We start from the raw sequence: 12,821 nt of genomic DNA on the forward strand, positions 1-12,821 counted from the left end.
CCTGCGCGGGTGCGTCTCATGTGTTCGGCAGCACCACCCGCTTGCCATCCACGGTGGGGCGGTTGATGTAGAACAGGCCGGGACCGGGTCGATACGGCAGCTCGCTCACGCCGGCATCGGCCGCATAGGTCAGCGCGGTATCGCCCAGAGCGTCGAAATTCCAGTGTGCCGACTGCATCAGGTAGCGCCTGCGCAGCAGTGCTTCCTGGGCCGGGGTGAGGGCCTGGCCGGCCATCAGCCGGCGCGCGATCGGCAGCAGTGCTTCGGGCAGTTCCCAGCCGGCAACCGCGTTGGCATCTGCGCGCCAGCGTACGCCGGCGGCGATGGCCTGCTGCTGCATCACCTGCAGGGCCACCAGCTGGTAACGCCAGTCGATGCGCCGACGCAGCACCACTGCCGCGGTGACGTACAACACCGGCGACAGCAGCACGCTGCGGCTGCCGGCGCGGCGTTGCTGCTGCCACTGGTGCCAGACATCGACCCACACTTCCTTTTCCCCCAGCCCGAGCTGCTGCCGCCAGCGTTCGGCATCCGCCTGCGCCTCGGCGTACACCGTCGTGGCCTGAAGCTGTGCCAGCGGGGGGACCTGGTAGTCGGCCACGCCTGGCCGACGCAGCTGCTGCCGGCGTGGGCGACTGAGCAGCTTCGGTCCTTCCTCTGTCTGGTTGTAGCCACCGCCGATGTTGGCGTGCACGCCGGGCAGTGCGATCTCCACGTGCGCTGCGGCCACCCGCGTGAGCGGGTAGTGCTGGCGATGTTCGTCGCGCGCGACCAGCTGCACGACACGTCCGGCGATGTCGGCGGCGAGGGCGACGCATGGTCGCTCATCGGCTCTTCCCCCGCTTACGGCGACGACCGTGTCGAACAGGCCGATGAAGCGCAGCAGCGGCCGTGCCGGCGCGAAGCCGGCGGCGCACGCCAGCCCCGCGTCCTGCAGCAGTTGCTGCCAGCGGGCCGTATCCCAGGCCTGCAAGCGGTTGGCGGCATCGCGCGCCGCCGCCGCCCCGCGCGAGTATCCGAACAGATCCAGCTGCACGGCCTGCACGGGCCTGTGCCAGCGCGCGGACATGCTGGTCAATGCTGCCGGCAACAGCTCGTTGAGCGCGCGCTCGACCTTGGCACGCACACCGCTGGCGCCGATGCCGAAGGCCAGTCCCAGCAGATCGTCTTCGGCATCATCGCGGGTGCCCACCCCTTCCACGTAGATGGCCAGCGAGGGGAACGGCAGCGTCTCCTTGCGGCTGTCCGGATACAACCGGTGCAGCCGTGCGACGTTGGTCAGGCCATTGTCGTAGCTGCTGGTCAGCCGGCTCTGATAGGTCGAATCATCGTCGGCGCGCAGCACGGCAGGGCGGGGTTGCGGCACCTGGACGTGTCCGCGCGCCAGGTTGTGCGCGTTGTTGCGGGTGCCATCGAAGAACAGACCAATCCGCAGCACGGCGGCATCGTCATGGGTGTCCTGCGCTGGTGCCATGTGCATTCCCCGTCGTGGCTACGTCACGGTAGCGCGAAAGCGGCGTGTTGGCGAAGTGTAGCGACGCTGTTGACCTGACTGAACGCAGATGCGATCGATCACAGATCCAGATTCTCATTCCCACCGCCTATTGAATTCACACGACCTGCGCAGGCCAGATGGCCGGACCCGACACAACGGGTCGTGCTGCATCACTGCTGTTCACTTCATTCAAGGAGCGACGAAATGATGTCCAGATCGATTGGCAAGACGGCGGGTGGCCTGTTGCTGGGAATGTCGGTGGTTGCGGCCGCCGGTGCTGCACCGTTGTTCGAGCCGGTGACGGTACTCAGTCGTGCATCGGCAAGCAGTGAACCTGCGCTGGGCCGGTTGCTGGCGACGCCGTCCACGGCCGCCGTGCAGGAGGTGCGGGTCGATGCCGCTGCCACCGCGCAGCCGCAGCTGGAGTTCGAGCTGCTTGGCCAGCGGGTGCAGGCGGTACGCAGCAAGGTCGAAACGCTGCCCGACGGCGGCTCTGTCTGGTACGGCCAGCTCCGCTCCGCGTCGGGCAGGCTGCAGGCGGCCACCTCCAATGGACAGGATGACCCTGGCAATTCGGTGATCCTGGTCCGCTCCGGCGACACGCTGACCGGCTCGATCCGCAAGGACGGCAAACTCTACCGGTTGCGTCCGCTCGGCAACCGCCACGTCCTGGTGGAAGTGGATGAATCGCGGATGCCGGCCGACCACCCGGCCGACTACAACCAGTTGCCGAAGATTCCGCTGCCGGCCGATGACCGCATCGGCATTGCCCAGGCGTCTTCGGGAACGCCGGCGACCATCCGCGTACTGGTGGTGGCCACCAATGCCGCCGTCGCCGCCTATGGCGGCAACATGCAGTCGCTGGTGCAGCTGGCGGTCGCCGAGTCGAACCAGGGCTACACCAACAGCAATGTCGGCCTGACGCTGCAGCTGGCCCGCTACGAGACCACCAGTTACAGCGAATCCGGCGACTTCAATACCGATCTGGCACGTTTCCGCGGCACCAGCGACGGCTACATGGACAGCATCCACAGCAGCCGCAATACCTACACGGCCGATGTCGGCGTGCTGCTGATCAACAACGCGTCGTACTGCGGCCTGGCCTCGGGCATCGGCTCAAGCGCATCCACCGCATTCGCGGCGGTGTACTGGGATTGCGCGACCGGCTACTACTCGTTCGCCCACGAGATCGGCCACCTGCAGAGCGCGCGGCACGATCTCGCCAACGATCCGAGCACGTCGCCGTACGCCTATGGCCATGGCTATCGCTATGAGCCGTCCAGCGGTACCGGCTGGCGCACCATCATGGCGTACAACTGCACCCGCAGCTGCCCGCGCCTGAATTACTGGTCCAATCCGAACATCAGCTACAGCGGCATCCCGATGGGCACTGCCAGCACCGCCGACAACCAGCGCGTGCTGGTCAATACCAAGCACACCATCGCCGGCTTCCGGTAACCGGTACTCGGGGCGCACGACCCGGGGTCGTGCGCTGCCTTGGATGGACGGGCCTCAGGTCAGCGAATCCAGCGTCCAGCCCTGTGGGGTCACGCGCAGTACCGAGCCCTGCTCGTACCAGTCACCCAGAACGATGCGGGTGCAGCTGCGTCCGCCGGCCTGCAGCGCATGGATTGCAGGGCGGTGGGTGTGGCCGTGGATCATGGTGTCCACGCCGTGACGGATGAAGGTGGCCTCCACTTCGGCCGGGGCCACGTCGGTTACTGTCTCGAACTGCACGCGGTCGCCCTGTTTCATTTCCGACTGCCGTGCCTGGCTCGCTTCACGGGCCTTCTGTGCGAAGGCAATGCGTGCGGCCAGCGGTTGCGAGAGGAACTGCGCCTGGAAGGCCGGATCGCGCGTCTGTGCGCGGAACTGCTGGTAGGGAATGTCGTCGGTGCACAGCAGATCGCCGTGCTGCAGCAGCACGGCACGGCCGTACAGCTCGATCACGCAGGGGTCGGGCAGGATGCGCAGGCCGGCGCGGCGTGCGTAGTCTTCGCCAAGCAGGAAATCGCGGTTGCCGCGGATGAAGTACACCGGCACGCCGCTGTCGGCGAGCGTCCTCAATGCGTCCGCCACCGCATCGGCGGCGGGTGAGGGCGTGTCGTCGCCGATCCAGGCCTCGAACAGATCGCCCAGGATGTACAGCGCGTCCGCGCCGGGCGCCTGTTCGCGCAGGAAACGCAGGAACAGGTCGGTGATTTCCGGACGGCTCGGGTCCAGGTGCAGGTCGGAAATGAACAGCGTGGTCATGCCGGCATTCTAGGTCATCCCGGATGCCGGTAGCGCCGGGCCATGGCCCGCCAGCGCGGCGGCAGTGACCCTCACACCGGCAGCGGCAGCCAGGCCAGGCTGGCCGACGCCAGCAGTGCGGCGATGCCGGTGGCGGCCAGCACATCGCTGGGGTAATGCAGGCCCAGCACGACCCGCGACAGGCCCACGCCGAGGGTGAACGGCACCAGCAGCGGCGCCAGCCAGGGGTAATAGGCCAACGCCACGATGGTGAACGACACCGCGTGCAGGGTATGCCCGGACGGGAAACTGAACTCGTCCAGGGGGGCCACCCAGGCCCGGATGCGCAGATCCGCGGCATACGGGCGGGGGCGCCGGGTCCAGCGCTTGAGGCCCTTGTACAGCAGCAGCGCGGCCAGGCCGGTGGCGGCCATGTGCACCGATGCGCGCAGCCCGTCAAAGCCATCGATCGCCACCAGTACACCCATCAGCACGTACCAGAACACGCCGTCGCCGAGCCGGCTGATGATCGAGAACAGACGGCGCACGCGGCGGCGCCGGCAATAGTGGTTCGCCCGCCGGCACAGGCGTGTTTCGCTGCCGCGCAGCAGTTCAAGCGGCGTGGTGCGCATGGCCAGTCCTCCGGGTGTTCGCCAGCTCGGCCAGCAGCGCATCGAACTCGGCCACCACCTGCTGCGGATGCAGCCGCTTCATCGCCCGTGCGGCCTGGCTGCCCAGTTCGCGGCGCAGCGTGTCATCGCTGGCCAGCTGCACGGCCGCTTCGACGAATTGCTCGTCGTTGTCCACGGCGGCACCGTTCTCGCCGTTGCGCAGGTACTCACGCGCCGCGCCGTAATCGAAGGCCACCGTGGCCAGGCCGCTGGCCATGCTTTCCAGGGTCACGTTGCCGAAGGTCTCGCTGCGGCTGGGGAACAGGAACAGATCGCCGCTGGCGAAATGGCGGGCCAGCGCTTCGCCGCGCTGGATGCCGCAGAAGATGAAGTCGGGGTTCTCATGCGCCAGCTTCTCCCGTGCGGGCCCGTCGCCGACCCAGACGAAGCGTGCCTTCGGCCGTATCTGCTGCAGGCGGCGGAACGCCTTCACGGCCAGTCCGAGGTTCTTCTCGGCGGCGATGCGGCCAACGTAGATCGCTGCCAGGCCGTTGCCGTCGATGCCCCATTCCTCGCGCAGGGTGGGGTCACGCCGGCCCGGGTCGAACTGCTGGCTGTCGACCGCGCGGGCCAGCAGCCGGACGCGCTCGAAGCCCTGTTCGGCAAGGAACTGTTGGAGCTCGCGGGTGGGCACGAGGGTGGCGTCGGCCTGGTTGTGGAAGCGGCGCATCCAGCGCATCGCAGCGGCCTGCAGCCAGGCGACCCCGTAGTCGGGCAGATACTCGTCGAAGCGGGTGTGAAAGCCACTGGCTACCGGGATGCCGAGGCGCCGCGCGGTACGCAGCGCCGACCAGCCCAGCGGGCCTTCGGTAGCGACATAGATCGCATCCGGGCGCTGCTGCTGCCAGTGGCGACCGAGCCGGATCGGGGCCGGCAGGCCGAACCGCAACCCGGGATAGCGGGGCAGGGCGGCGCCGGGCACCAGCAGGGTACCGGGAGCGGAATCCAGCGCTTCACTGGCCTGGCGTGGCCGGATCAGGTCGATCTCGTGCCCGGCCGTCCGCAGGCCCTGTTCCAGTCCCTGCACGGTCAGTGCGACGCCGTTGACTTCCGGCGGATACGTCTCGGTGACGATGGCATAGCGCATGGCGGGCCTCCGGTTTCCCGGCATGCTCGGGCCTGGCGATGTAGCCGACATGACGGCTTGGCGACACAGGCATGACAGACGCGCAGGAGTGCCGGCGGCGGGGCCGGGGCCAGAAAAAACCACGGCCCCGAAGGGCCGTGGTCGTGGAGCGTCGCAGTGCGATCGATCAGAAGCGCTGCTGGTACTTCATGTAGATGAAACGACCGATGTCGTAGCCACCGTAGTACGAGAACGCGGAGTTCGGCTTGCTGTACATGATCGGGCCGGACTTCTCGAACACGTTGTTGGCGCCGACGGCGACGGTCGCATCCCACGGCAGGTTGTAGCGGAACTGCACGTCGTGGAAGGTCACCGAACCACGCTCGTTGTAGTTGCGCGAGCCCTTGTACCACGGTGCATACACGCCCGGATCGGAGCACTCGTCCGGATACAGACCGATGTTGGAGCAGGTCTCCTTCACGCCCGAGTAGTAGCGCGCGGTCCAGGTCACCCCGAAGTCACCCAGATCGTAGCCCAGCGCCAGGTTCGAGCGGACGCGGAAGGCGCTGCCGATGCCGTTGGTGACGATCGGAACGATCGAGCTGTCGTTCGAGGTGCGGTAGGTCGCACTGGACACGTAGGTGGTGGCCGAATTCACGTTGAACTTGCCGAACCGGGTGTCCAGACGGTAGCTCACATCCAGGTCGTAACCTTCGGTTTCCATGAAGCCCGCATTGCGGTTGCCGAACTTCAGGTTGGTCACGATGCCGGTCACCGGGTCACGCTGGAAGCGCGTGCAGCGCGAATCGATGCCTGCTTCGTAGCAGTCCTGCAGGATCTGGGTCGGCGTATCGGCAATGATCGTGTTGTCGATGCGGATCTTCCACCAGTCCAGCGAGGCGTTGAAGCCCTGGATGAAGCTCGGGCTCCAGACCAGGCCCAGCGTCTTGCTGGTCGAGGTTTCCGGAGTCAGCTGCGGATTGGAGCCGGAGGTGAATGGCACCGGCGTGGCATCGGTGGAGGTGTTCACCGGAGTGCCGCCCTGGCGCAGCTGGCGGAAGGTATCGGCATTGGCGATGTCACGCGCGCAACGCGCACGGACTTCGGCGCTGGAGGCCGAGGAACCGAAGCGGGTGTCGCACGGATCGCTGAACTGCGCGAAGGTCTCGGAGCCACCACCGAACAGATCGTTGATGGTCGGGGCGCGGAAGCCCTCCGCCCAGGTGCCACGCACCATCAGCGAGTCGATCGGCTTCCACTTGAAGCCGAACTTGCTGTTGAGGGTGTTGCCGAAGGTGTTGTAGTCCGAGAAACGGGTAGCACCGTTGAAGCTCAGTTCCTTCGCGCCCGGCAGATCGGCCAGCACCGGAACGTTCACTTCCAGGTAGGCTTCATTGACGGTGTAGTCGCCACCGGTCGGGCCAGCCGCGAGGTTGGTGGTGGCGCCGGTCTGGGCCAGGGCATCCGGGGTGTACTTGCCTTCTTCCTTGCGGCTTTCCACGCCGAAGGCGAAGCCGAGGTCACCGGCCGGCAGGGTCACGATGCTGCCCGCGATGCTGGCGAAGAAGTTCTTGGAGGTGGTGCGGCCCTTGGTGATCTCATCCGGGAACAGCCACGCCTGCAGTTCTTCGTTGCCATAGATGCCATCGGCAGCGGTGGTGCCGTACGGAACCAGCGGGTTCCACGGCTTGCAGACGTCGTAGGAGATCGGAGCAGCGGCAGTGCCGCACTGCACCTTGCCGGTGGCAGCGTTGAAGAAGGACGGACCTACGCCGGCCGCGACGCGACCCTTGTGCAGGTTGCCGGTCGCCACCGATTCCAGCTCGTTGCGGTTGTACTGGTAGCCCACTTCCCAGTCGAAGTAACGCTCGCCGATGTCGAACGAGCCGTCGAACGAGGCCACCGCGCGGTAGGTCTTCAGCTCGCTGGTGGTCACGCGCGGCACTTCCCAGGTGCGGCGGTTCCAGGCCACCGCAGTCGGGGTGGCGAAGCCGTGCTGGTTGCCGAACGGGTTGAAGTAGCTGTCGATCGACATGGAGCCGACACCGGCGGTGCTCGACTGCAGCGGATAGCCCGCGATCTGGCGGGTGGACTCGCGCTGGTTGTAGCCCAGCTCGGTGCGGAAGTTGACGTTGTCGGTGATCTTGAACCGGCCGTCGAAGTAGATCGAGTCGCGCTTGACCGGGTACATCACGTGCATCTGGTCGTTGGCGTTGCTCACGTCACCGGTGAAGGGTGTGGTGCTGGTGAGGTGGTAATTGGCCGGATTGGTCGGGTCCGTGCCACGGTTGAGCGAGTAGCCACAGCCTGCCGGAGGCGTCGCATTGCAGCCGGGACCGCGCACGCCGGTGAACTGGCCGTACTGGCTGATGGTGGTCCAGTTGCTGCTGTCGTTCGGGTGGCGATCGGTCATGCCGTACTGGCTGAAGCCGCGGTCACGTGCCCACACGCCCTTCTCTTCTGCATGCTCGGCCGACAGGGTCAGCGAGATGCGGTCGTTGTTCCAGCCGGCGACCACGTCGAAGCGGTCGCGCGCGCCGTCGCCCTCGCTGTACTGGCCGTGGTAGACGTTGGCGGTCACGCCGGTGACGTTGGAGCGGGTGATGATGTTGACCACGCCAGCCATGGCATCCGAACCATAGATCGCAGAAGCGCCGTCCTTCAGCACCTCGATGCGCTCCACTGCCGACACCGGCAGGGAGGAAACGTCCTGGTAGCCGGACGTGCTGATGCCCAGGCGCTTGCCGTTGACCAGCACCAGCGTGCGCTGCGTGCCCAGGTTGCGCATGTCGATGTAGGTGCCGCCCGCGTTCTCGCCTGCGGTCAGCGCGTTGGCGCGGCTGATTGCCGGGCTGCCCATCGCGGTGACGTTCTGCAGGATGTCGGCAACCGAGCTGAAGCCCTGGCGCTCGATATCGTTGCGGCTGATCGCGAACACCGGCTGGGCGGTTTCCACGTCGACCTGACGGATACGCGAACCGGTGATCTCGATACGGTCCAGGTTGGTCGGCGAAGCAGTGCTTTCGCTCTGGGCGAACGCGGGCAGTGCCGCCAGCGTTGCAGTGGTAGCCAGGGCATAGCGGATCGCCTGCCCCAGGGCGGTGGTGCGTGAAGTCATACGAGCTCTCTCTCTCAGGTCGTGCAACGGACGCCAAAAAGGGCGTCGAAGAAGCCGGAAGGTCGTGCGACCGGACCAGCGACCCGATAGTAGTCTCGTTGGTTAATGCTGTGTAAAGAGGGTGTGTCGAACAAATTAACGCTTTGCCACAAATATTCACAAAACATGAACAAAAGCAATCGCTTACGATGCCGTCGCGGATGGACCGCCAACGACGGGCTGACGCGATGCAACAGGAAAAGCCGCCAGATTGCGCAAAGTGTCACCGAATGTAACGCCGAGGCGCGCGTATTCAGGCAACGAAGGGACGGAACTGGATGCCGAGGCCGGCGATGCCGTCGGTCTCGCCGATCAGGTCGGCGCGCAGCAGCGGCCGGGCGTCGATGAACGCCTGCGGCACGATCAGCGACAACCGGTTGTCATCGGCGGTCAGTTCCAGCGGCGGCAGCGGAGCGTCCTCATGGGCACGGTTGAGCAGCACCGCCAGGCGCAGCAGCGCGGCCAGCCGCCGCGCGGTCAGCAGCAGGCGCTCGGGCAGGGCGTCGAACGCGGTCTTGCCCACGCTGCGGCGATGGCTGCGGACCAGGGCCGCCAGCATCTGCTGCTCCTGCCGCGAGAAGCCGGCGATGTCCGAGTGTTCCAGCACGTAGCTGCCATGCACGTGATAGCCGCTGTGGGCGATCATCAGCCCCAGCTCATGCAGGCGTGCCGCCCAGCCGAGCATGCGGGCATCGTCAGCGTCGAGCTTCCAGCGTTCCTGCACCTGCTCCAGCAGCGACAGGGCGGTGTCCTGCACGCGGTCGGCCTGGACGGTGTCGATGCCGTAACGGTGGGTGAGCGCAGCGACCGATTCGTCGCGCAGGTCGTTCTCGCCGGCACGGCCGACAATGTCGTAAAGGATGCCTTCGCGCATCGCGGCCTTGCTGACCAGCAGCTTCTGCAGGCCCAATGCCTGGAAGGCCGCCTCCAGCACCAGGATGCCGCCCGCGATGATCGGGCGGCGATCGCTGGACAGGCCCGGCAGCACGATGTCGTCGATCTTCTTGGCCTTGAGCAGCTCGTCGCGCAGCTGTGGCAGGGCTTCGGCGGTGATCGCCCCCTTGCTCAGCTTCATCGTCGCGCAGATCTCGCTGATCGCCTTGTGGGTGCCCGAAGAACCCAGTGCCTCCTGCCAGCCCAGCGCACGGTACTTGCTGGCGAAGGGCTGGAACTCGCGACCGATCTCGGCCAGTGCATCCTTCCAGCGCTTCTTGCTGAGCTTGCCGCCCGGAAAGAAGCGGCGGGTGCTGGCAATGCAGCCGGCCTGCAGGCTCTCGCGCTCGAGGGTCTGCATGCCCATGCCGATGATGAACTCGGTCGAGCCACCGCCGATGTCGATCACCAGCCGGCGCTCGCCCGGTTTGGGCGGCTGGGCATGGGCGACGCCCAGGTAGATCAGGCGCGCCTCCTCGCGGCCGCTCACCACTTCAATGGCATGGCCAAGCGCGGTTTCGGCGGGAACCAGGAACGACTGCGGTGAACGCAGCTGCCGCACGGTATTGGTGGCCAGTGCACGCACGCGGTGCGACGGGACATTGCGGATGCGCTGGCCGAAGCGGGCCAGGCATTCCAGTGCGCGTTGCCGTGCCGCAGCCGACAGGCCCCCCTTGCCATCCAGACCGTCGGCCATGCGCACGGTTTCGCGCAGGCGGTCGATCACCCGCAGCTGGCCGAGCGTGTAGCGCGCGATGACCATGTGGAAACTGTTGGAGCCAAGGTCGATGGCGGCCAGCAGGTCGCCATCCTGCAATGCGGGCGGAGTCGTGGTGGTATGCGGCATGGGCGAATGTTAGCCGAAGGGGCGGTGTGCTCGTCACCGCATGGCCTTCACATTTTGTCGGGGGGCGTTCGGTAGTGCCGGCCGCTGGCCGGCAAGGTCAACGTCAACGTCAAAAGCGGGTTTTCTGAGGGATGGCGGGGCGGGTCCGGTTGAGGGGGACGCCGTAAACCCATCCATGGGGGCTTGGTCGCGGCATCCATGCCGCTCACACCCCCTCAACCGGACCCACCCCGCCTTCGAAAGTTGGCCGCGGTCTGCCGGAACGACACGGGCTCTGACCCCGGTGTTCTACATTGGACGCATTGTGCCGACCAAGGCCGGCACCTACCGGGTCAGAGACCCTGCATCAACGCCATCTGCGCCGAATGCGGGGCCTCGTCGTGGGCCGGGGCACGCTTGTGATAGATGCCATCGGCATCCAGTTCCCAGGCGTTGAGGTTGTCGTCCAGGTAGTTCTGCAGGACTTCGCGGTAGACCCGCTTGGCCAGCGTCGGATCCAGGATCGGGAAGCAGGTCTCGACCCGCCGCAGCAGGTTGCGCTCCAGCCAGTCGGCGCTCGCGCAGTACAGTTCGGGCGCACCATCGTTGCCGAACCAGTAGACCCGGCTGTGTTCCAGGAAGCGGCCGACGATGGAGCGGACACGGATGTTGTCGGACACGCCCGGGACGCCGGGACGCAGGGTGCAGGCGCCACGGATGATCAGGTCGATCTGCACTCCGGCCTGCGAGGCGGCGTACAGCGCGCGGATTACCTGGGCCTCGTTGAGGGCGTTCATCTTGGCGATGATGCGTGCCGGGCGGCCCGCGGCCGCGATGCGCGTCTCGCGCTCGATCCGCGACAGGATGCCGGTATGCAGGGTGAAGGGCGACTGCAGCAGGCGCTTGAGCTTCATCTTCGAGGCCAGCCCGGACAGCTGCTGGAACAGCAGGTGCACATCATTGCCGATGTCCGCGTCGGCGGTGATCAGGCTGATGTCGGTGTACGCGCGCGCCGTACCGCTGTGGTAGTTGCCGGTGCCCAGGTGCACGTAACGGCGCAGCTTGCGGCCTTCGCGACGCACGATCAGCAGCATCTTGGCATGGGTCTTGTAGCCGACCACGCCATACACCACCTGTACGCCGGCTTCCTGCAGGCGATCGGCCAGCCCGAGGTTGGCCTCTTCATCGAAGCGTGCGCGCAGCTCGACCACCACGGTCACATCCTTGCCGGCACGTGCAGCCTGGATCAGCGCATCGACGATCAGCGAATCCTTGCCCGTGCGGTACAGGGTCTGCTTGATCGCCAGCACGTTCGGATCCAGCGCCGCCTGGCGGATCAGGTCGAGTACGGCGGCGAACGCATCGAAGGGATGGTGCAGCAGCAGGTCCTGGCGCGCCACGGTCTCGAAGATGCCATCGGTGTCGCGCAGCGTGCGCGGCGTCATCGGCGGATATTTCAGGTCTGGCTGCGCGATGAGGTCGTACAGCTGGATGATGCGGTTGAGGTTGACCGGGCCGTCGATGCGATACACCGCGTTCTCGGTCAGGCCGAAGTTCTGCAGCAGGGTACGCACGATCTCGCGCGGCATGTCATGAGCGATTTCCAGCCGCACCGCCGGCCGGTAGCCGCGGTCGACCAGTTCATCGCGCAGTGCCAGCGCCAGGTTCTCCACTTCCTCCTCGTCCACCACCAGCTCGGAATTGCGGGTCACGCGGAACTGGTAGGCGCCCTGGACTTCCATGCCCGGGAACAGTTCATCCACGAAGGTGGACAGCACCGAGGACAGGAACACGAAGTTCTGCGAGCCACCGAGTTTTTCCGGCAGCTGGATGATGCGCGGCAGCGAGCGCGGTGCGCGCACGATGGCCAGGTGGCCGGCGCGGCCGAATGCATCGGTGCCCTTCAGCACGACGACGATGTTCAGCGACTTGTTGAGGATCTTCGGGAACGGATGCACCGGATCCAGACCCAGCGGCGACAGCACCGGCATGATCTCGTTGCGGAAGTAGGCCCGCAGCCAGCGCTTCTGCCGGTGGTTCCACGAATGGCGGCCGAGCACGCCGATGCCGGCATCCATCAGGGCCGGGCGCAGTGTCTCGTTCCAGCAGCGGTACTGCTGGTCCACCAGTTCGGCGGCGCGTTCATGGATGGCGTTGAGGATGGCCTGCGGACTCATGCCGTCCGGAGCCGGCGGCAGGCCGTATTCCTGCGCGTGGCGGACGGCGGCGGCCCGGATCTCGAAGAATTCGTCGAGGTTGGTGCAGGAAATGCACATGAAGCGCAGGCGCTCCAGCAGGGGCACCTGCGGGTCCATGGCCTGGGCCAGCACGCGGAAGTTGAAATCCAGCTGCGACAGTTCGCGGTTGATGTACAGCGCCGGATCGCGCAGCGGATCGTTGTCCGGGCTCACGGGGAGAGGGAGGGATCCGAGGCTGCTCAT

Annotated in this window: 8 protein-coding genes; 1 reads left to right on the forward strand and 7 read right to left on the reverse strand. The window is 66.4% G+C overall.

All coding sequences use genetic code 11. The features are described 5' to 3' along the window. Positions 1–16 precede the first annotated feature (16 nt). Entirely contained in the window at positions 17–1,474 is a 1,458-nt protein-coding gene (locus N8888_RS03805; protein ID WP_263177694.1) for a T6SS phospholipase effector Tle1-like catalytic domain-containing protein, read from the reverse strand. Positions 1,475–1,699: 225 nt separating this feature from the next. On the opposite strand from N8888_RS03805, the gene N8888_RS03810 reads away from it, so the two are divergent. Next, positions 1,700–2,953 (forward strand): M12 family metallo-peptidase, encoded by a 1,254-nt coding sequence (locus N8888_RS03810; protein WP_263177696.1) that lies wholly within the window; start codon positions 1,700–1,702, stop codon positions 2,951–2,953. Positions 2,954–3,007: 54 nt separating this feature from the next. Here the strand turns inward: N8888_RS03810 and lpxH are convergent, their stop codons facing one another. The 6 genes from lpxH to ppk1 form a co-directional block, all read right to left on the reverse strand. Continuing rightward, a complete protein-coding gene (lpxH, locus tag N8888_RS03815) occupies positions 3,008–3,748 on the reverse strand; it encodes a UDP-2,3-diacylglucosamine diphosphatase (RefSeq protein WP_197572237.1) in 741 nt (246 codons plus the stop codon). 71 nt (positions 3,749–3,819) lie between these two features. Next, positions 3,820–4,359: a phosphatase PAP2 family protein gene (locus tag N8888_RS03820; RefSeq protein WP_053519442.1), complete on the reverse strand. Its 540-nt coding sequence runs from the start codon at positions 4,357–4,359 to the stop codon at positions 3,820–3,822. Then, positions 4,340–5,485 carry a glycosyltransferase family 4 protein gene (locus N8888_RS03825; RefSeq protein ID WP_065182471.1) on the reverse strand — a complete coding sequence of 382 codons (1,146 nt, stop codon included), beginning with the start codon at positions 5,483–5,485 and terminating at the stop codon, positions 4,340–4,342. The genes N8888_RS03820 and N8888_RS03825 overlap by 20 nt, the downstream gene beginning before the upstream one ends. A 166-nt stretch (positions 5,486–5,651) precedes the next feature. Next, positions 5,652–8,582, reverse strand: a complete 2,931-nt coding sequence (locus tag N8888_RS03830) for a TonB-dependent receptor domain-containing protein (RefSeq protein ID WP_263177698.1) — start codon at positions 8,580–8,582, stop codon at positions 5,652–5,654. A 292-nt stretch (positions 8,583–8,874) separates the two neighbouring features. Then, entirely contained in the window at positions 8,875–10,401 is a 1,527-nt protein-coding gene (gene ppx / locus N8888_RS03835; RefSeq protein ID WP_053519439.1) for an exopolyphosphatase, read from the reverse strand. A gap of 332 nt (positions 10,402–10,733) precedes the next feature. Then, positions 10,734–12,821, reverse strand: coding sequence for a polyphosphate kinase 1 (ppk1, locus tag N8888_RS03840; RefSeq protein WP_263177700.1), 2,088 nt, complete (start codon positions 12,819–12,821; stop codon positions 10,734–10,736).

It is taken from the genome of Stenotrophomonas maltophilia, from assembly GCF_025642255.1.
Taxonomy (GTDB): Bacteria; Pseudomonadota; Gammaproteobacteria; order Xanthomonadales; family Xanthomonadaceae; genus Stenotrophomonas; species Stenotrophomonas maltophilia_P.